The following is a 22,453-nucleotide window of genomic DNA, read 5'->3' as shown; positions in this document are numbered from 1 at the left end:
ATTAGACACTTTAAAATAATAACTTCCGAAGAACTTTTACTATGTTTTGAACCACCTAATTTACTTTCTCGTATTGGTAATCATATTAGGTTTGATTTCTGGATTAGACTTTGCATCAAAAATAAAAAATCCCCCATAGGTAATTTTACAAATGGGGGATGACCTGACTAAATTTAAGTTGCTATTAATCTTTTACCAGGGAAATTCTTGTTTAGGATTAGGTAATTTTATGTATCTGTAAATTGCATTAGACAACATTGGTTTTGGATAAAAACCTAATGAAGCTAAGTATTCGTAACCGGTTTTATAATCTCCTTTATGTGCGTATGCTACTGCCATGTAAAGCATAGACTCCTGCGTTGCTTTAAATTTTGCATTTCTTCTTGTAAACTCTATCAACTTATCAGCTTGTTCCATATTTACATCTTCTTGTAAAAAATATCCGCTAATAATTAATGAATAAAAATACTGCTTATACAAGAACGGAAAATCGTTATACTCCTCAGTCAATTCAAACATTTTGTTAATGGCTAAATCATAATTTTTCTCATAAATAATATTCTCAAGATCAATAGACTTAACAAACATATCTTGGAACTCCCAGTCTAAACCTTTTATAAATTCCATATGCTTTTTTAAGGCTTTTTCATCTTTTCTATTTTTAGCTATAACTACTTGTCTTACAAGAGCGGTATACATACGTCTCCAGGCTTCAGGATCATTATTAACCAGCTCCATGTAGTGTTTCCAGTTTTTAAGAAGCGTATCGAACAATATATTGTGTTCGGCATTTCTAGTAAACATCATCAATATTCCATAGGCTTCTTGTGACAACTTTTCTTCCTCTGTTAAACCTTCAAAAAACTCAACTGTTAATGGAAATACCTGGTCTCTATTTAATTTATTAACATATTTCATTACGTAACCTTGATAAATATCAAAATCACGTTTTTCTGTATTCCATTTTTTCTCAGCCGCTTTATAATCGGCCATAATATTAGTTTTTAAGGCCACATTTGTTCTATCTATTAAAGCCTTTGGATCCATATATCCTGAATATTGATCTAAAATATCTCCTTTTGAATCCAACCAAAATAAAGTTGGAAAAGCTGCTGCCTGATATTTGTCAAAAAACGGACTATCCGCCTCATTTTCGGCATCCAATTTAATTGCGACAAAGTTTTCATTAAAATATTTACCTACTTGCTCATCGGTGAATGTGTTTTTAGACATCTGCTTGCAAGGTCCGCACCAAGTTGTATAAACGTCTACAAAAATATTTTTCTTTTCTTTGTTCGCTTTTCTTAAAGCATCTTCATATTTACCATGAAAAAACTCAATACCTTGGGCATTAACCATCCCTCCTATTAACAATAGTAAATAGGCAATTTTAATTTTCTTATTCATTTTAAATTTATTAATTTATCTTTTGATCGAAGTCTATAATTTTATCGCCTAACCCGTAAATACTATCAACCTCGGTAATATTGATTCCACCAACCGTTCCTCCTTGGTAAACAAGAATTCCTGCCTGATTTTCGGTAAGATTTGTATCTCTAACACCCAATGCCAGATAATAATAAGTTCTGTTAAAACTACCTACATATGGTATTAATCTCATAGTATCCACTTCGATTCCTTCAGCCTCAAAATCATGAATTACAACTTCAGTTGGTTCTGCCGCTTGCGTATTTATAGCGTATAATTTTTTACCATCACTGTACCATAAAATCCCTCTAATTAAAGCATCATATCCAGACTGCATCATAGTTGAAGTATATAATCCTGGAAAATTAGCTTCAGAAAAATTTATTGTTCCGATGTCATAAAAATTATTAGGAGGACGTAATCCTAATAGAAATTTTTTCATAACTATTTTTGAAGGATCATTATTGTCATGTCCTATTATAAAATAAGATGACGCCGTCTCAGGAGATCGAACAACACCAGCTCTTTGAATTAAATTCGCTGTAAAATTTAAATTTTTGGCCGCATCATCGGAAGCTTCACTTAAATACCCCAGGTTATAACTTGAATGATATAGTATACGAGAATGCAAATTATCAAAAAACACACCTTGATATGTATTATCGCCAACATAAGGAGCCATCTCGTAACTAGATTCTCCCTCAATGATGATTAATGACGTTCTCCAATCGGCATCACCAGAACTAATAGAACGTGTATGGACTTTACCATTAACCATTAAATATTCTGTAAATCTGAAATTTTGGAAAACATCTACATTCAGCTCCGTAGCTGTGGGAATCTGATAAAACGCATCTCTAAATGCATTTGTGACTTTAAATGTGTTTGGATTAAGAATAAACCCACCATCTTGATTTTTAGAAAAGACAGACACATTTTTCATTTGAGGTTTGTTATCATTTGGATTTAGAGATCTTACCATATAAGGATCTTGTAACTCCACACCTTCATTAGATTTAGCGAACACATCATAAAGCACCGTTTTATCCTCTCTGGCAAAATTAACTACCTTTTGCCCTCCTTGTTCAGCCAAAACTACCCATCCTTTAGATAAAGGGCCGTTAACAGCTGAAGCCATTTCTTTTTTTGTAACAATACCTGTTGATTTATCTTTTATACTAAATACTAAAGTATAATCTTCAGCAGGAGGTGCAGACATAACAACATTAAAGTCCTTTTCTTTTGATAAAGTATCTGCTTCAAAACGGGTAATGGTTGTGTACATGTACCATCGGTATTCAAAGTTCTCTTCCATACCACTGGTAAATGAAATATTTGGAACAACAGAAACCTCTTCTAAATAATTAAACTCGTACGAATCCTCTAATCCAGAAATCGTAATTTCATTTAAAGTTTTAAAATCGTGTACTGTATCGTCTTTAACGCAACCTACTAGGGTTATCGCTATAAGTAATGTATATAATATATTTTTCATTATTTTTCGTTTAGATTAATGTTGATTAGTATACCGGCCATGGATATATCTTATTTCCGTCTTCATCATTTACATCATTATCGATAAAATATTCTGCACAATTTCTTCCTTGAATTTGTAAATACGTTATCCCCCATCCGGCTCCGAATCTGGCTTCATCATAGGTAAAAGGAAAGTCTTTACCCATTAAATTAATAGCCACATTATGCTTTACCTTAGAGTATTCTCCAAAAAACAAATACAACAAAGTATCCCAATATGATGGCTTTATAATTCTATTGGTTACATAAACTTTTAAATTGGTTCTATGAGTATAGCCTGGGTTAAAATCATCAGATTCTACAACTTTTAAAGCAATAACCTTATCTTCTAACTCCAGAGCCGGATCATCCTTATATAATACCAGATTAAAATTTTGTTTAAAATTATTAGCATTAAATACATAGGATTCTTTAAGTGCTTCATAATGCACCCCCTCTACAGCTGTAGAATTTTCCTGATCTACTACGACTTTAAATGTTCTATCTTGATCGGTAGGAGTTCCTAAGATTTGTATTGGTAATTTTAATGTATCAACGCTATTAATTTTACCTAAAAATGAATAATAAACACTGTCGGTATTTTTTGTTGCACTTAAAAAATATAAACCGTCTTTTTCTTTATATACTAACCCTTCATTAGGTTCACAACTAAAACATGCCGCTAATAAAAGAGCTACTACTGTTATATTATAAATTATTTTTTTCATAATTCTAATTCTTCAAATTAAACTTTTACAGGTTTCCAAATTCGTATTCTGCTGCCGGTATTGGTAGCACATAATTTTCAGGAACCATATCGACATCTTCTAAAATTCCAATGGTCTCAGAATTTTTACGTTTATTGAAAAAGAACATTTTACCTTCACCTATAAATTCCTTTTGAAATTCCTTTTTAATCAAGTCATCAAGCTCTTCTCTAGACACATTTTCCTGAGGTTCGATACCGCGGTTAGCAGTAAATGCATTGTAATATGCTATTGCGTTATTAATATCGGTTTCCGCTTCTGCAGCTAACAAATACAATTCAGAGATTCTAAATTGAGGCATTCTTCTTTCATTGTCTTTTTCGAATTTAGCTAACGGTCGTAATCCTCCTGAGCTGGCTCCAAAGAAATTCATTCCTCTTACTTCTACAGACCCTCCAGACGAGGTATACACTTGATCTATGATAGCTGAATTTATTGCTAAGAAATTTGTTTTTAGACCTGAAGCAGCATCAATTCCAAAATATACGTCTGAATACTCTGAAAGCTTTGAAATACTTAAACCAAATATCGTTTCAGAACTTGCAAGTACATCGTCACTAATACTTGAGAATTGAAATAATGACACTGGGGCAACTGTAATGCCATCGGCAGTTCCGATAACTTCCTGGGCGTATTTTAATGCCATTTCATAATTTCCTTCATACAAACTAACTTTGGCAAATAATGCTGTAGCAGCAAAATAATTCATTCTAAACTGACGATCTTCCAGAACTCTTGGTACTGTAGCCTCATCTATTAATTCATAGTTAGGTCCATACGGGTCATAGGCTTGCATTAAAGTACGAGCCAGTTCCAAGTCGGTTTTAATTTTACCTAAAACCTCAGCTATTGTTGATGCTGGTTGCGGTTCATTACCATAAACATCTACGTAAGGAATAGCCTCAACATCGGTACCTAAAACCGGAGCCTGAGCAAATAAGCGCAATAAATTAAAATGCAAATACGCTCTAAGTGCTAAAGTTTCTCCTTTGAAAACCTCATAGACACCTTCGGAAAAATTACTTGAATCTGAATCTATAAATTCTAAAATTGCATTTAAGTTCGCAATGGCTTTATAATGATCTGACCATATAGGCTTGATACGATTTTCCTCAGTTATATTATCATAATCATAATCTACTGCATTAATAAATCTGTGCTGTTCATTATTGTTTATACTTGTATAGTACTGAGCCAATACATCTAAGTATCCATAGCTCAACACATCGCCATACAACGATTTGGTACTCATAATTGTATAAACACCAACCAACGCGTCATTATAACCGCTTTCATCTTTGAAAAGATCTTCTGCTTTCACATTAGCTTTTGGAGAAACATCTAAATAGTCACTACAAGAACTAAATAATACTGTTATTAATAAAAATTGAAATATTCTAATCTTCATTTGTGTGTTTTTTTTAAAGTGATAGTTGGATGTTAAATGAATAATAGCGTGCGAATGGATAAGACGTTCCGCGCTCTATCCTTGAAGTGTTTGCTCTAAAGACATCGTTAGCTATAATTGCAGCTCTTAAACGGTTAAACCCTAACTTTTTTGTTAAGTTATCTTTAAAATCGTACGCAAGGTTCAAAGATGCTAATCTTAACTCATTATCCTTTTCAATGAATCTTGACGATGGGAATGTTCTTGATCTGTCGCTTATTGCTTTAAATAATGCTACATCTCCAGGTTGTTTCCATCTGTCATACAACACGCGTCTATCCGCGTTTGTATTAGGATTTACATTTTCTACTTTATCAACCAAAGTTTGGTTATATAAATAACCACCTAATCGGTATGAAAAATATGCGCCCAGTTCGAAATTAGAATACTTTAAAAAAGTTCCAAAAGTACCTTCCAGCTTTGGGTCCCTTGTTGCTAATGCTCTTTGATCTGAAAATCGATAATCGTTTGTAATATCTCCATTTCTATCAACAAATATTTCCTGACCACTCGATGGGTCGATTCCTAAGGACTTAACTGCCCATATTGTGTTAATCGAACGTCCTTCCTCATATTTTACTACAGGTTTTGTATTTGGGTTTTCCTCATCACCAGCCAATTCATCCTGTCTTTCATTGAATGCTGTTAAAGCATCATTAATTTCTAACAAGCTGTTTTTATTATGTAAAACGTTAACAAAAACATCCCATCTCAAACCATTATTAGCACTTTGAGGCTTCATAATAGCATACCTCATGCTCAATTCGATACCTTCATTTTTTACTTTTCCTAAATTTTCGGTATATGTTGAAAATCCAACTGACGGTGCTAATGTTACATTAATAAGCTGATTTTTAGATATTTCGTTATAGTAGTTAAAATTACCTGTTAAACGATTTGAGAAAAACCCAAAATCTAAACCTAAATTAAACTTATTATTAATCTGCCACTTTAAATCTGGATTACCCAAAGCGATTAAAATAGCTCCTAAATTGCCATTATAAGTAAGATTATCTAAAGACCCATCATTATAATTAAACATCATAAAAGATTGGTATGGGTTAAACTTGGTTCCTCCAGTTTGCCCCAAAGATGTTCTAACCTTTAACAATTGTACTTTGTCGTTATCTATAAGGAAATTTTCTTTATGTAAGTTCCAACCAAGACCACCACTAAAGAATGTTGCCCAACGATCGTTGGCTCCGAAAACCGATGAAGCATCCGATCTAACGGAAAAGTCTGCAACATAACGATTATCATAAGAGTAATTCAAGTTACCTACGAACCCTACTAAACGCTGTACCTCATAGTTTCCCGAAGGCGAGCTTCCCTCTTGATACTGTGTTCCCATACTAATATGGTCCAAATTTGCATTTGGGAAATTTTCTGCAGTAATTGAGTAGGAATCCAATTTAGTTTCTGAAATATTGTATATACCTGTAGCATTAAGTAAATGGCTTTCTCCAAACATCTTATTGTAAGACAATACAATGTTACCGTCATAAGAAAATGATTTATCAGAACCTTTTTTATATCTGCCTTTAACAGCTGAATTAACAAACGAAGAATGATCTCCTGGTAAGAAGTTATCACTTGACCCCTTCTTTAAATTTATTCCGATACGGCTCGTAACTTTAAATGCATCTGTAACATTCCATGCAAAAGAAAAATTATTCAGGAAATTGGTGTATTCACTCTCGTTTTTAATATTTAATGTTGAATTATATAAAGCGTTTGCTACACGCGTTCCATCATTAAAAACATATAAATCTCTTTTAATATTACCATTTTCATCATAAGGATAGAAATACGGATTAAGCAATGTATAAGATGCAAAACTACCGTATTTAGAGTTGTAACTCTTAACACTATTAAACGAGGTAGTATTCATGAATTTCATTTTCTCTCTAGTATGCTGTAATTTAATGTTCATACCATTTCTTGAACGATCTGAGCCCTTTAAAGCTCCTACATTATTATTACTATTTACACCAAAAGAATATAAAAAGTGTTCATCGCCACCTTCAATGGATAATGAATGAGCACTTGTTGTTCCAAGCTTTCGTACAGGAATAGATATCCAATCGGTGTTAACCCCTTGTTCTACAAGTGTTAGAATTTCATTATACTTTTCTTGACGATCCTCATTAACAGCTACATTAGGATGGTTATATAATCCAGCTAGGTTTTCATACTCTAACTTTTCTCTGGCATTCATTAAGTTGTAATCTGATAAATCGGCAGCTGCTAAATTTAAGTTTGTATTGTAATAAACTGTCATTTTACCTTCCTTAGGCCTTTTAGTCTCGATAATTACGACACCATTTGCTGCCCTTGATCCATAGATTGCTGTTGCCGCGGCATCTCTAAGTACCGTAACGTTTGCTACTCGGTTAGGATCTAAGTCGAAAATAATTTCCGCTGACACTTCAAATCCATCCAAAATAAAAGTCGGCATATTTGGATTATTTTGAAACTCAGAATTTAGGTCAGTTCCAGTATTGATACTGCTACTACCTCGTATTTGAAAATCAGGCAACCTATTTGGGTCACTACCAAATTCGTTATTCTCAACCAACTTAAATGTTGGTACTGCTATTGCCAATGCTTTTAGGATATTCTGGCCGGATAATGCTGTTAATTCTTCTCCCGAAATAGTAGTTTCGGCCCCTGTAAAGCTTTCTTTCTTTCTTTCGTAATAACCTGTAATAACAACCTCCTGTAGTTCAGATACATCCGATTCCATCACAACATTAAGAACCTTTTGGTCGTCTATTACAATTTCCTTAGTAGTATAACCTATATAGCTAAATACTACAACATCACCTTTCGATGCAACCACCTTAAACTTTCCGTCCATATCGCTTACACTTCCGCTTGCTTTTCCTTTAACGAAAACGTTAACTCCCATCAAAGGCATACCATCCATATCTGAAATAGTTCCGGTTACTCGAAATTGTTTTTGTTGATTACTAAGTTCATCTTTGATTAAAATGGTATTATTTTCAGTTAACTCAAAAATGTAATTGTTATTAGTTAAAAACTGCCCAAGCAAATCTTTAACTGGGATTTCTCCCTTTTTTACGTAAACCTTCGGTGCATTGCTAAATAAATCTTCTTGATAGATAAACCTGTAATCTGTTTGATTTCTAATAAGTTTAAATACCTCATCAACAGTTAAAGATTCGCTAGCTTCAATCTTAATTTTTGCATTCTGCGATATTAATTTCGCAGGGTTAATTGCAAATGAGCTAATGCATAATAAAAATGTGAGTAGCCTCATAATATTAATTAGCATTTTCTTCCTAATAAAAGGAAATAAACAATTCTGATTTTTTTCCATAAATTTGTTCTGGGTTAGTTTATTATAAATTAATTCATTACTATCAGGGGCGAAGATCGATTCCGGCAAGTTTCTTCTCTTCGTTCCTTTTTTTTTATTTTAATATGAGTGTTTTATCATATATTTCATAGGTATTTATAAATCCTAAATCTTTTATGTTTTCTATAATTTCTTCAATATTTTGTTTTTTGTCCAGCACACCGTTAAAACGAATATTTTCTATACCATCACCTTCAAATTCTACTTCCATATCGTACCAGCGTGATAGTACTTTCATTATTTCTTTTAAAGGTTTATGTTCGAAACTATAGACGTTATCCTTCCATGAAATTTCATTATAAACGTCTACACTTTCTATGAATAAATCCTGGTTCGTTTTATTAAAGATCGCCTTATCATTAGGTTTTAGTATTTCCTCATTGCTTTCAGTTACTAAAGCTATACTACCTTCAACCAAAGTGGTAGACACGTTATCTTCATCGTAATAGGCTTTTATATTAAACTCAGTTCCTAAAACTTGAACTTCCTGCTGCGAAACCATAACTTTAAAGGAGGTTCCATTGTTTTTAGTACTTGAAGCAACATCAAAATACGCTTCTCCGTAAACAAGTTCTACTACTCTGGTTTTTCCTTTCGGGAAATTTGTAGGATACTTTAATTGACTATCGGAGTTCAACCAAACCTTTGTTCCGTCGGTTAAAGCAACTTGAAATTCGCCACCTCTCGGAACAGTTAGATAATTATATGTTACAGCTACATTTGATGATGGATCTTCCTTATAAATCAACTCTTTTCCTGTACTGGTTAGATTCAAATTCGCATAATTCTTCTCTTCATCCAGATTAATATCAGTTCCGTCTTGCAGTGTTAAAATTGCTTTATTACTAACTGGTTTTATATTGTTATTAACAATAATTGGCTCAGGTAGTTGGTTACTATTATTTCTAAATGCCACATATCCCACTGTAAGAAGTATTAAAACAACCGCTGCGTATTTAAGTAAGCTACTTACCCTTCGTGGATTTAGAAAACGAACTTTGTCTGTTTTATTTATTTTACTCAATACTTTATTATAAGCCAACTGCTCATCCAAACTATCAAGCAAAGATGTTAAATCATAGTCATCTCGCACATAGGCTTTAAATGTGTTGTAGTTTTTTTGGTTCTTTAACCAAATGCGCAGTTCCTCTTTTTCTGAATCAGAAATTGAATGCGATAAAAATTTGCGAATTAATTTTTTCAACTTTTTTAATCTTATATTTACACCCTAGACGTATTAAGATTTTAAATACCCCTAAAAAAAATTATTTTTTTTTGAAATAATCTTTATTTAGTTTGTATTTAAGCCTAGTATTATGTCTCTTTTCGAGTATTTATTGCGATTTATACTATTCTTCAAAGTGGAGATTTTTTTTAAATTAATTCAAAATAATTACATAGATTTAATAAAAGAATAAATAATAATGGAGGATTTGGGGTTAATACAAGCTATCGCAAATAATGATAAAGAGGCCTTTAATTCATTATTTTCAAAGTACTATCGTCCTCTGGTTATTTATATTACTACCTACACAAACGATGTGCCTGCTTCGGAAGATATAGTGCAACAAGTGTTTATAACCATTTGGGAAAAAAGACTAAAATTAGAAGGGGTAAAATCCTTAAAAAGTTATTTATACAAAATAGCTTACAACACTTTTATTGACCAATACAGAACTACCAAAAAGCAAAATTTATTTTTCGAAGAACTGCGTCAGGACATTTTAAGGGAGTTAATAACAGAAAATAAAGAATACCAGGAAAAACGCATTCTTCAATTAAAAAAACTCATAAATACCCTTCCTCCAAAATGTAAAGAAATTTTAGAACTCAATAAATTAAGAGGTCTCAACTACAAAGAAATTGCTTCTAAATTAAATATATCAGAAAAAACAGTCGATGCCCAAATGCGATTGGCTTTTAAAAAAATTAGATTAGGTTTTGAAGACAATAATTTACTGTTATATATTGCGCTTATGCCTTCAAATGAGGTTAAAAAGACTTTCTGTTAAGGTAATACAAATGCTATTTTCTTAAAACGTCCAGAGTTTTTTTGTTTATCTAAAGAAAAATATTCTTGATTAAACTCCTATATCACATGATACTTTGAATGTTTATCTATTAAGGAAAATGAAAAAGTGAAATAGATGAACTCCGAACGTCTTATAATGAATAATTTTATTTTAAACAGAAATTATTCTTTAGATTTCTTTACATATTGATGCAGTACACTTACAGGAATAACCTCTTTAATTAGTAGTTGCAGGTCGCCATCGTCTTTAGACCTGTTACTGTAATTAGCAAGCGTAGAACTTACAATACCAACGAGCTGACCATTTTCGTTAACTACAGGTCCTCCACTTGACCCCTGTCCAAAATCAGCTGTTATTGCTATTTTAGAAACATTGGTGTGCTCTTTAATATATTTTCTTCCCACTATACCTTTGGTCATAAAATAATGATTGTAAAAAGGATGACCCATAGTATAAATAGTTTCACCAACCAATTCTACTGGGGCAAGTGGCAACTCTTTTAGCTTTTCTCCATTCGTGTCCAATTGTAATATTGCAACATCATTTGCTTTGCTAGCTGACAAAATTTTAGAAACAGGATACAAATTACCTTTATGGTCTGAAGCAAAAATAGATGATATGTCCATTTTTTCCTTAACATCAATAACATGATAATTGGTGACAACAACGCCGTCTTCGTGAATTACAAACCCGGTAGCACAATTTAAATGAATATTTGGACATCGGTCGCATAGATAAGATGCCCCAATTATCATAGTAGATGCCTGTAAGTAATTATAAATTTCATTACCTGTCATTATATCCGGTTTATAAGAACTAATAAATACTTCCGAATTTTCTTCAGAACGTTCTATTTTTTGAGATTGCAACGTATCAAAGGGGGTATATTTATTAGCACTTATTAATTCCTGAGCTTTTGCCGTAATATCTTTAAAGAATTTCGAATTGTGCTTTGGCATGGAAACTTTTTCAATTTTTTCCTCTGAATTGGCAGTATATATTCTTCCTGAATTGCAACTTAACAAAATAATTGCGAGTGCGGTTACAATAAAATATTTACCATACATTTTATTCATTTTACTGCTTGAGTAATTCCTACGATTTTTCATTTAGTTTTTAATTATATTAATATGCTACTTTAGCGTGAATAAGGCTACTTCTTTTATGAAAAAGAAAAAACCTTGTGAGTAACTTAATTTTAATCCTTTTCCCTTACCACACCTATTAGACGGCTCATATTATTAAATCCCCTAATACTTGATTCTTTTTTTCTTAGACATGTATTTTAGGAATTTTAATTGAATAGGACTTAAAAAATGAAAATATAGCTAAAGACTATTTAAAGGAAAGTCTAACTTTTAATTTAAAGATACCGTGTACCTTAAAGAACACTTTAACAGGTCCGCAAAAATGCACACTAAAATTCTATAATAGCGTACAAAAATAACATTCAAATATTTGTGTTTTCTAAAATAAGTGAAACCAAAACCATACAAGTTCCGCATTACATGATTATTTCTTCAAAAAACATTTAAGGTTCACATAATTAATTCTATATAATAAATTATCGTTTCACAACTGACTTAACTAACTTTCCTTGCTCACTGTGGATTTCAAATAAATATACCGCACTTTCCAACGAAGATAAATCAATCTCTTTCTCCTCTCCCATTTGCTTTAAGTCAATACTATTTATTACACGCCCCATCATATCGTAAATCGTCAAAAGAGTTAATTTTATGTTTGAAAGGTTTTGTATTTTTACAATACTAGATGTTGGATTCGGATAAAGTTTTAAGTCCTTTAATACATCTGTATTTTCGACTACACCTAATGTTGAGTCAACAGTTAAATCAAAGCTACAGTCCCCTATATTTCCACTAGCGTCCTCTGCTGTGAATGTAATAGTATGTATTCCGTCAGCCAATTGAGTTCCTGCGTTGGGACTTTGCGTTAAAATGGTTATTGGGTTAGTACAATAATCAAACACAGTTACTTCCGATGTTCCAAAATAATCGGGAAGTATGTATAAATTTCCAGACCCTGGATTTACAGTTTGATCCGAAGGACAACTCACTATCGGAGCAACATTGTCTAATACTGTTATCTCTTGAATTGAACTTCTTGTGTTCCCTGAGTCATCAGTAACTGTCCAGGTTATGGTATTTAATCCTAAACTCAATATGCTTTGACTAGGAACTATACTCGCTACACCACAATTATCGCTGGTTGTTGGTGGTGGCAATTGCGAAATATTGTATGTACATTCACCACTATCTGTATTTACACTTATTGCACTTAAGGTTCCAATAATTGGATCTTCATTATCTACAACTGTTACCTCTTGAATTGAGTTTTGAGTATTTCCTGAATCATCAGTTACTGTCCAGGTTACTGTATTTAAACCTAAACTTAATTCAGATGGATTTGCCACAACACTGGCCACCCCACAATTATCACTGGTTGCGGGCAATGGAAGTTGCAAGCTACTATAGGTACAAACACCTGCATCCGAATGCACCGTAATAGCGCCTAAGGTTGCTATAGTCGGCAGCTCATTTTCTTGAACAGTCACAATATGAGTAGAGGTACTTTTATTACCAGAATCATCCGTTACAGTCCAGGTAACTGTATTCGCCCCTAAACTCAAAACAGAAGGACTTACCACAACACTGGCTACACCACAGTTATCATTTGTCACCGGTGGCGGCAATTGAGAACTATCATAAGTACAAACACCTGTATCGGCCTCAACTGTAAAATCACTTAAACTAGAAATGTTTGGCTTTTCATTGTCTATAATGGTAATCGACTGGTCAACTGTGTTAACATTACCAGAAACATCAGTTACGGTCCATGTTACCGTATTAACCCCTAAAACTAAAACAGATGGGTTAGGTACAACACTTGCGACTCCGCAATTATCATCAGTAGTTGGCTGAGGCAATTTCGAAGCCTCATAAGTACAAACACCTGCATTGGCTGCAAATGTTAAGTCTCCTAAAGTAGTAATTGTTGGTAGTTCATTATCTTCCACAGTTACTTCTTGGGTTGATGTTGCTATATTTCCTGAATTATCGGTAACTGTCCATGTTACCGTATTAGATCCTAAAACTAAACTCGATGGACTCGCTACAACACTTGCCACACCACAATTATCACTTGTAGTTGGCGGAGTTAACTGAGAACCTGCATAGGTACAAACCCCGGCATCAGAACTTACTGTTAATGGGCTTGAAGTCCCTACAGTAGGTAATTCATTATCTTCTACAGTAACGGTTTGAGTTGATGTTGCTGTATTTCCTGAATCATCGGTCACTGTCCAAGTAACCGTATTAGATCCTAAAACTAAAGTCGATGGACTTGCTACAACACTTGCAACTCCACAATTATCACTTGTAGTTGGAGGGGTTAATTGTGAACTTGCATAGGTACAACCCCCCGAATCTGAGCTTACCATTATTGGACCTGAAGTAGTAATTGTGGGTTGAATAGTTTCTGTTCCTGTAATGAAAGTAAACACTACACCATCGACTAAAGTTAAATTATTAAAAGTCAAAATATTATTAGCTAAACTCGAGGCCACCACTGAGGATGCCCCACTAGTAAAATCGCCATCACCATCTGAGTCTATTAATATTTTAAAATCTGAAACATCTGAACCGCCAACTGTTAATCCTTTTAAATCAAAAGATAACATTACCGCACCGGGGTCGTTGGTTACAGCTACTTTCCATTCTCTGGTTAACCTAGCAAAACAACTTTCAGAATCAGGCAAACCTGTTGACTGCTCAGTCAATGCTCCATTATCATGACCTATCATTATAAAATCACCGTCATCTAAACTAGTAGGGCTACTAATTACTATATTCCCTTTACCGCTTTGACCTGTTCCATCTCCTGAACCGGTATTGATACTATTACTTTGAATCTGATTCAAACCGCTGCCATCATCTTTTCCTACTCCAAAAACATCATTCCAATAGGTAGTATTACCCCAAATAATGGTATTATCTGAGGCCAAATAGTTTCCTAAAGAAGAAGCTAGATTGACTCCATATTTAACAGCGAGATATGACTCTACTTTAATTTTATCATCCAAGATTAAGGAGCTTGGGAATAATAAAATTTCAGCTATTTCCCCATCCATAGGCAGCCAACCAGAAGTAGAGGGATTGTTTGTTCCTCCTACCATCGGGGTCAGCAACACTTCACTAAAGTCTTCACCACTATTAGTAGTATTCAAAAAAGCACCATTAAATCTTGCCGATTGATTAGATGCATGAGTAGTTCCCACATCAAAATTGTTTATTGAAAATTGATCTGTTAGTACCGGATTAGCATAATATTGGTAAGGCGATCCACGGCTTACTAAAGCCCATTTATTGAGTAACCCTCCAAAAAATGCATTACCCCAATTTCCGTAATTTGGATCACTTGGAGGATAAGAAACTGTAGTTCCAACAACAGTAGCATGCGATTCTGAATTGGTTTTATATACAGCATAAGCTTCGGAAACGGTAATCGGTGCATTGCCATCTAACCGGTTTGGTGGCAACTGATTAGCAGGAGCATTGGTATTAAGAATTTCTACTGTTGGATTAAAATTTACGGCATTTTGTTTAAGTCCTAATGTTCCAACTTTGGTAAAAGTATTGATGCCACTTTGATCGACCCAGCTGGTTAGGTCTGATCCACTGCTAGTCGTTCCGTTATTCGCTTTTAGCCATAAATTAGTACCTGATACTCCCGGTCCTGGAGTTGCGCCCGTAATCAAGGTAAACACCCCTCCGTCAGGGATTAAAACGCCATTAAAATCAACCCTGTTATTTGCAAAAGTATCAGCATTTACAACCTGTGTAGTGCCCGTATTAAAATCACCATCACCATCCGAATCAATTACCAAAAGAAACTCAGAAGTTTGTGTTCCACTAACGGAAATACCGTCTATATCAAATTGCATATCTACGGTTCCTACATCTCCGTCACGGTCAGCTTTCCAGGCTTTTTCCAGTCGTAACATTCCGGACTGATCTAAAGGTAAATTAGCACCTGATGTTGTTAATGTTCCGTCATTATGTGCCAATGTAAGGAATTCATTAGGCGTATCATTTGAACTAGGGTTGTTGATAGTTAAGATACTTGATATTCCTTCGTTAATTGTTTTATTTCCTGAACAGGCCGACGAGAAAGCTCCAATTCCGGCAACATCATTTGGGAAGTCTGTAGTATGGTTAAAATTCGAAGCTAGGTTATAATAATCACGTCCATATTTTGATCCCAGATAATCGTTCACCTCTTCCATTTCACAAGCATTTAAGGCTCTTGGATAAATAATAACCTCTGCTATTTTTGAATCGTAAAAAGAGCCTGCATTTCTATTGATCCCAATGCGATAGGCATTAAATCCTTTCGTAGTACTAACGTTCAGGTTGTTTTGCAGTACGCCGTCCGAGTAAGTTTCCAGATTGTTATTTTCTTGCCGAACTGTGAAAAGATCAAGTTCTTGATTAAAAGGACCGAAAGCAACATTTCCTTCAGTTGTTCGTACCTGAAAATTAGACGAACCGCTGTTATAGTCTATCTGAAAGCTAGAGGCGTTGTTTGGATCGTTCCATGAACTAAAAAATGATTCGAAATTAGCAGGAGAAGCTGTTTGTCCTTCTAAAACAATAAATACGGTAAAATCTCCAAGGTAATTCGAATCAAGAATTTTACCCAAAGCCTCACTATTATTCTTGTCAAAACGCAATGCAGCTTTTCCGTTAAATTGATTATTAAGATACGAAGGCGGATTAACTCCTCCTTGTGTAATACCAGAGGTAGTAACATCATTTCCATTACCCGATTTATCTTTCCACGTGGTAATATCTATACCATCTCCCGGGTTATTTGCAATATCACCATCTGCATCAGGGTCAGAAGCATCAAGCCAAATTTCAGAACCAGTTACCCCACCCGGCGCGGCTAAAGTTGTAAACGTTTTATCAGAACCATAGGCTGAACCAGACACATTGGTAGATTTTAACCGGTAATGATATGTAGTTTCTGCCTTTAAACCTAAAACGGTAGCTTGAACAGCAATAGGCGCATTTCCAGTGCCGCTTGCTGGACTACCCGTAACTGTTTGTCCATAAGCAGTTGTTTCACCATACTCGAATTCAAAATTTGCTGAAGTGCCCTGTGGATTTACTTCTCCTGAAAAAGTAGCTGATCCTGAAGTTACAACTAACGGATCCCCTGTTGTGACTGACGAAAGAGCTCCTGAAATCTCTGCTGCCGAAAGGGGTGCATCCCATAATCGGATTCCACGAATTGTACCGCCTGTGGTATGCTCGGTTCCGACATTATCATTTTTAAAAAATAGAAATTCATATTTTCCATTTACTTGATGAGGCACTGAGGCATCGCTTACATCCGATTCATCATAAACCTGAGTTACACTGCCGCTTGCATCAACAATATAAACTTTGATATTGTCACTACTATTTCTAACAAACACAAAATCATAAAAAGTATTAGCAGCATAAGTCAAGGCATTATTTGCTCCAAAAGGATAAAACTGCAAATTGGAATTGTGGTAGTACAATCCGTTATCATCTGTTTGCCCTTTAAAAGAGAGAATTTTTTTATAACCTGGACTTGTTTGATCGAATTCTATACGAAATCCCAAAGAATAACTTTGTGGATCGGAAAGTTGGTCGGTTTGTAATACCAATCCTCCTCCTGGGGAAGTTGGCTGTGTCCAAGTCCATCCGTTGGGATTAGTTTGAAAAGATGAAGTTGCTATATTATCTGGTGTTAAAGAAATCCCCGTACTTTTGGAGTCATTGAAATTACCGTTAAACTCAAAATTATGAACAAGGTTTTGAGCCCCAGCAACATTAACTTGAAGTAATACAATAAAAAACAATAATGTAGCTAATTTATTTGTGAAAGAATTTAGGTGGTAACTTAATAAAATCTTTAGAATTCCATGAACATAAAATTGGTATAGCTTTATCATAAAAGTTAAATAGGGTTAATCAATAGCTAATTTAATTACTAATGATGAAATAACCAACCATCTACATAACTTAAGTTCTTTTCATTAATTTTTTAATTATTAATTATCAAATACTTATACCATTGTGAACAGGACAAGTAAACTAAGTATTTCAATCGATTCATTTGTGGTTAAATTTGCTCTTATTTATCTAACATTTTAGGCATGCACCTTCCTTAAAATCGATACAGTGACCAGTATGTGCAAGCCACCCAAAATAGCATTAGCAATAATTTGGAGTTGCTATTTGTACTCAGCCATAAATCTTAAGACTTAATGGATCTAAAAATATAAGGTTGAATAATTTAGGTAAGCAAATACTAAAGAAAATTTAAAGATGCTACTGATTCCAATCGCAGTTATCCTGGTTGTAGAAATTTGTTTAACAAAAACTTTACGGGACAGTGTCAGTTTTCCTTTAAACTGGCTATTCAAATCTGTTTTTTTGTTTTCTATATTCCATTGGAGTTACTCCATATTTTTTTTTAAAAGACTTACCAAAATATTTCATGTCCACAAAACCTGACATTGAGGCAATTTCCTTTATTAATAGCTGAGTATTAACAATAAGCTGTTCTGCTCTCTTTAATCTTACATCTTTAATAAATTCCACAGGGGTAAATCCCGTTAAACTTTTTATTTTATTACCAAATGTAGTACGATTAATTCCAACTATTGCTCCTAATTCTTCCACCGTAAAATTGTTATTATCTATGTTTTTTTCAATAGAATGCATTACTTTTTTCATTATCTCTTCATCCTGTTCTGTAATCAAGCTTGGCATTGGCTTATAGCCATTAACACTTTTATCAAAAACACTAAAAATATCCTGCAATCTCTTTCTCTGATTAAGTAAGTTTTCTATTCGAGCAATAAAATAAGATACACTAAAAGGTTTTGTAATATAATCGTCTGCTCCATAAGAAAGGCCTTCTAGCTTACTTTCTATATTGGTTTTAGCAGTAAGAAGAATTACTGGAATATGACTTGTTTCAGTATTGTTTCTAATCTTCTTTAAAAAATCAACTCCATTTAAATTAGGCATCATAATATCACTAACAATAAATGTGGGAGCTTCCATTATAGCTAATTCATAACCCTTTTCTCCATCTTCTGCCTCTATTACTTCGTATTTATCCTCAAGAATAGATTTAATGAATAACCGTAATTCTAATTTGTCTTCAACAACCAAAATTTTAACTTTTTCTTGCATCACATTTGTAGTGGACAATAATGTTGGATCTAATATTGGTTCTGTTATTTCTTCCTCGGTTATAAAATCTACATCGTTTGAAAAATGTGCCTTACCTAATTTAAAATACACAGAAAAGGCACTACCTTTTCCTTCTTCACTATCAAAATGTAATTTTGCGCTATGCTTAGCAGTTATCTCTTTTATCAAAGACAAACCAATTCCCGTACTTGGCCTATTAATTTTATTATTAAATGACACAAAGCGATTAAATAGCTTTTTTTGGTTATCCTTTGAAATTCCTATTCCTTCATCTACCACATGAATTCCTAATTGTTTCTCATTATTAGTTATTTTAACATAAACAGATTTTCCTTTTGGAGTAAATTTTAAAGCGTTGGATAAAAGATTTATTATTATTTTTTCGAAACCATTTTTGTCTACCCAAATTGTAGAATCATTTGCGTAATTAAAAAATTTAAAATTAACACCCCGTTCTTTTGCAACTCCCTTAAAATCATTGAAAATATCTTTTACAAACATCGCAACTTTTATTTCAGAAACTTTAATTTTTGTTTCCTCTATCTTACGGAAATCCAATATTTGATTAACCAACCGCTGCAACCTATTCGAATTATGCGATATGAATAAAAGTTGCTTTTTTATGGTTTCTGGTGTTCTATTGTCATTAATTAAATATTCTATGGGTGATGCAATGAGTGTTAAAGGAGTTCGGAGTTCATGAGAAATGTCTGTAAAAAACTTTTGTTTCATGTTAAACATTTCTTTTTCTAACTTCACTTTAGTTTTTAAACGATAGATTGTAATAACAACATAGTTAACCAATAAAAAAACAACAATAAAAACTATTGTGTACAGAGCATAGGCCAAATTAGTCTCCCAAATAGATGGTTTTATCTTAATAGGTAACTCTCGCTGGTTTTCGACCCAAACGCCTTGACTATTGGTTGACTTTACCTTAAAAACATATTCTCCTTTAGGGACATTGGTGTACGTTGCAGAACCATATGTTTGATTGTTGTTCCAGTTTTTATCAAACTCTTCCAATTTGTAGGAATAATTAATGTTTGCAGGCTTTTTATAATCTAAAGCGGCAAATTCAATGGTAAAGAAATTTTGGTTGTGAGATAAAACCAACCCTTTGGTATTATCTAAAGATAAACTTAATGGAGAATCCTTGTTTATAGGAACGCTTTGGTTAAATAGTTGAAAGTTTGATAATGCTAAATAAGGAGAATAATTATTAGTTTTAAAATCCTCAGAAAAAAAATGTAAAATGCCTTCAGAAAACCCGAACAGCAATTCTCCTGAACTTAATTGCACACTGGTTGCCTCTGAAAAATTACCATGAGAAATATTTGGTTTTACGTCATGAAAAACTTCAAAAAATTCTTGCTCAGGATTAAAACGAGATAATGTATAATCTGTTGTAACCCATATTTTACCATCAACATCTTCTAATAATGAAAGTATATTATCTGAAGGCAAACCTTCTTTTTTAGTAAAACTTTTAAAAGTTACCGGAAATCCAAAAGAATCTTTTTCTGTTACTTTGTTAATACCTCCAGAAACTGTGGCAATAAAAATTTCTTCTTTTTTGGTGATACAAATATCAATTACATCATTTCCACTTAATCCTTTATGTGTTTCCTTTAAACCAATTTCATACGTTTTAAATTCAGATTGAGGTTGTAAAATCTCGTTTGGATTAAAAATCAACATTCCTTTAGTTGTTCCTGCACACAATAACCCTTCAGAGGTTTGTTTTAAACAGCGAACCTTATTAAAAACATTAATAGGATAATGGTGCCATTTATTTTTGTAATTAATAAAACTGGTTTCTCCAAAAGCATCAGTTTCTATGAGATTAACACCTCCTCCAAATGTTCCTAACCAAATTCTATTAGTTTTATCTTGAAAAATACTGTAAATATCATTACTACTTATACTATAGGGGTTGGAATTATCTGACTTAAAATGAATCACTTTGTAAGAAAAAGAAGTCTCTTTCGGAATTAATTTGTAAAGCCCATCGCCTCGGGTACCAATCCAAATATTCAATTGATTATCTTGTAAAATTTTATAAGCGGGTTTATTCCATTTGGCATTGTCTTTTAACATTCCCAAGGAAGAAAAATCTCCAATTCTATTAAAATCTTTATCTAAAACAATTATTTTGTTTTGTTTGTTACCTACCCAAATATTTCCTGATTTATCCTGCATAATCGCTCTAACATCGTTAATAGAAGATTGATTAAACCCATTAGTTGTAATAGTTGTTTTAAACTTGTTTTCACTAAATACCACTTTTACCAAACCCGATGAACGCGTACTATACCATAGATTACCTTGCTTATCGAATAATGCAGCAAGAAAACTATTTGAAAAATTACCTTTTGGAAAATAGCCCTTATAATTAAATGGTGTAAGTTCATTATTATTTTGGTTGAATTTTGAGAAACCTCCACCTTGAGGTTGTATCCAAATATCCCCCATAAGATCGGTAAAAACAAAAGATCTAGGAATAGACGTAGGCACTGGTAAACTCTGATTGTTAGATGGATAACAATGAAGCTGTTGTTTAGAAAAATCAAAAAGATTAATACCTGTTTTTTGATTATTTACAAACCAAAACCACCTATTTTGTAAAAGAGTTACAGGAGACAAATCATCGGTATTTAGACCTGAAAGTGTTTTAGAATTATAAAACTGAATAACACCGGTGTCAATATTTATAGAACAAAAGCCTTCTTGGTTTGTAACAGCTAAAACAGTCTGCTGGTTAAGCTTTTTCATCCAAATTATATTAGCATTCAACTCAAGCTTAAGTGTTCTAAAAGAATGATCTATCTTTGAGTATTTGGCAATTATTCCTTGTGATCCTCCAAACCAAATTTCATCATCAAATTCCACGGTTGTGTAAAAACACGTAGCTTGTCCCGTTTGCTTTGAAAAGTAATAATTGGGTTTATTTAAATTATTTACCTTTAAAAGCGTTAGCCCGTTATTAGTTAATAACCATGAGTTACCTTGTGCATCTTCATAAACCGAATTTACAGTCGACGCATTAAGTGTATTTAGTTCTTTACTATATACTTTAGTTTTAAATAATGAATCGGAAACTAAAATACACCCATTCGTTTCAGAAAGCAGCCATACTAATCCCGATTTACTCGTTTTTACGCCACTTAGTCTAAACTCTCCTCTGGGTAAATCTGGAATTAAATCAGTATTCCAAAAAACTTCTGTTTTGGGGTCGAAACAAAACGTATTTGGTTTATTTGAATTAGACTGCATCCAAATACGGCCATATTCATCCTCAATAATTTTATCGATGCGATTATTTTTCATCAAAACTTCATCAGACGATTGTGGCTTATAGTTTTGAAAAGTATAACCATCATATTTACTAAGCCCATTAAAAGTGGCCATCCATATAAACCCTTTTTTATCTTGGATAATATGACTTATGGTATTATGAGGCAGACCGTCTTCAACTAAAAAATGTTCCACCGAGAAATTTTGTTGCCCTTCCAGCCAATTAAAAGCTCCTAAAAAAATTATAAATAAAAAGTAAAAGTTTTCTATTCGTTTCATTAACATTAGTTCTTAAATGGAAGGTC

General features: G+C 33.3%; 10 protein-coding genes. 1 reads left to right on the top strand and 9 read right to left on the bottom strand.

The features are described 5' to 3' along the window. Positions 1-192: 192 nt before the first annotated feature. The 6 genes from ICJ83_RS14795 to ICJ83_RS14770 form a co-directional block, all read right to left on the bottom strand. Positions 193-1,407: a thioredoxin family protein gene (locus tag ICJ83_RS14795; protein WP_188231185.1), complete on the bottom strand. Its 1,215-nt coding sequence runs from the start codon at positions 1,405-1,407 to the stop codon at positions 193-195. A 10-nt stretch (positions 1,408-1,417) separates the two neighbouring features. Next, positions 1,418-2,923: a PKD-like family lipoprotein gene (locus tag ICJ83_RS14790; RefSeq protein ID WP_188231184.1), complete on the bottom strand. Its 1,506-nt coding sequence runs from the start codon at positions 2,921-2,923 to the stop codon at positions 1,418-1,420. Between the two features lie 25 nt (positions 2,924-2,948). Further along, positions 2,949-3,671: a DUF4843 domain-containing protein gene (locus ICJ83_RS14785; RefSeq protein ID WP_188231183.1), complete on the bottom strand. Its 723-nt coding sequence runs from the start codon at positions 3,669-3,671 to the stop codon at positions 2,949-2,951. A gap of 25 nt (positions 3,672-3,696) precedes the next feature. After that, on the bottom strand, positions 3,697-5,118 hold the full coding sequence (locus tag ICJ83_RS14780) for a RagB/SusD family nutrient uptake outer membrane protein (protein ID WP_188231182.1): 1,422 nt from the start codon (positions 5,116-5,118) through the stop codon (positions 3,697-3,699). Between the two features lie 13 nt (positions 5,119-5,131). Next, positions 5,132-8,440, bottom strand: a complete 3,309-nt coding sequence (locus ICJ83_RS14775) for a SusC/RagA family TonB-linked outer membrane protein (RefSeq protein ID WP_223154798.1) — start codon at positions 8,438-8,440, stop codon at positions 5,132-5,134. A gap of 154 nt (positions 8,441-8,594) precedes the next feature. Further along, positions 8,595-9,743 (bottom strand): FecR family protein, encoded by a 1,149-nt coding sequence (locus ICJ83_RS14770; protein WP_188231181.1) that lies wholly within the window; start codon positions 9,741-9,743, stop codon positions 8,595-8,597. Positions 9,744-9,963: 220 nt separating this feature from the next. On the opposite strand from ICJ83_RS14770, the gene ICJ83_RS14765 reads away from it, so the two are divergent. After that, entirely contained in the window at positions 9,964-10,551 is a 588-nt protein-coding gene (locus ICJ83_RS14765) for an RNA polymerase sigma factor (RefSeq protein ID WP_223154797.1), read from the top strand. A gap of 182 nt (positions 10,552-10,733) precedes the next feature. Here the strand turns inward: ICJ83_RS14765 and ICJ83_RS14760 are convergent, their stop codons facing one another. The 3 genes from ICJ83_RS14760 to ICJ83_RS14750 all read right to left on the bottom strand — a co-directional run bounded on the left by ICJ83_RS14760 (position 10,734) and on the right by ICJ83_RS14750 (position 22,427). Then, complete coding sequence (locus tag ICJ83_RS14760) at positions 10,734-11,681, bottom strand: S1 family peptidase (RefSeq protein ID WP_188231179.1); 948 nt, start codon at positions 11,679-11,681, stop codon at positions 10,734-10,736. A gap of 455 nt (positions 11,682-12,136) precedes the next feature. Next, positions 12,137-17,578 carry an HYR domain-containing protein gene (locus tag ICJ83_RS14755; RefSeq protein ID WP_188231178.1) on the bottom strand — a complete coding sequence of 1,814 codons (5,442 nt, stop codon included), beginning with the start codon at positions 17,576-17,578 and terminating at the stop codon, positions 12,137-12,139. Positions 17,579-18,044: 466 nt separating this feature from the next. Continuing rightward, on the bottom strand, positions 18,045-22,427 hold the full coding sequence (locus ICJ83_RS14750) for a hybrid sensor histidine kinase/response regulator transcription factor (RefSeq protein WP_188231177.1): 4,383 nt from the start codon (positions 22,425-22,427) through the stop codon (positions 18,045-18,047). Positions 22,428-22,453 lie beyond the last annotated feature (26 nt).

This window comes from Aestuariibaculum sediminum, from assembly GCF_014596945.1.
In the GTDB taxonomy this organism is placed as follows: Bacteria; Bacteroidota; Bacteroidia; order Flavobacteriales; family Flavobacteriaceae; genus Aestuariibaculum; species Aestuariibaculum sediminum.
Note: the sequence above shows the minus strand (reverse complement) of the source record. Positions and strands in the feature narration are given on the sequence as shown.

Coding starts and splice junctions, on each gene's coding strand:
- ICJ83_RS14775 (WP_223154798.1), bottom strand. CDS start 8,440: ATGAGGCTACTCACATTTTTATTATGCATTAGCTCATTTGCAATTAAC.
- ICJ83_RS14760 (WP_188231179.1), bottom strand. CDS start 11,681: ATGAAAAATCGTAGGAATTACTCAAGCAGTAAAATGAATAAAATGTAT.
- ICJ83_RS14750 (WP_188231177.1), bottom strand. CDS start 22,427: ATGAAACGAATAGAAAACTTTTACTTTTTATTTATAATTTTTTTAGGA.
- ICJ83_RS14795 (WP_188231185.1), bottom strand. CDS start 1,407: ATGAATAAGAAAATTAAAATTGCCTATTTACTATTGTTAATAGGAGGG.
- ICJ83_RS14765 (WP_223154797.1), top strand. CDS start 9,964: ATGGAGGATTTGGGGTTAATACAAGCTATCGCAAATAATGATAAAGAG.
- ICJ83_RS14785 (WP_188231183.1), bottom strand. CDS start 3,671: ATGAAAAAAATAATTTATAATATAACAGTAGTAGCTCTTTTATTAGCG.
- ICJ83_RS14755 (WP_188231178.1), bottom strand. CDS start 17,578: ATGATAAAGCTATACCAATTTTATGTTCATGGAATTCTAAAGATTTTA.
- ICJ83_RS14780 (WP_188231182.1), bottom strand. CDS start 5,118: ATGAAGATTAGAATATTTCAATTTTTATTAATAACAGTATTATTTAGT.
- ICJ83_RS14790 (WP_188231184.1), bottom strand. CDS start 2,923: ATGAAAAATATATTATATACATTACTTATAGCGATAACCCTAGTAGGT.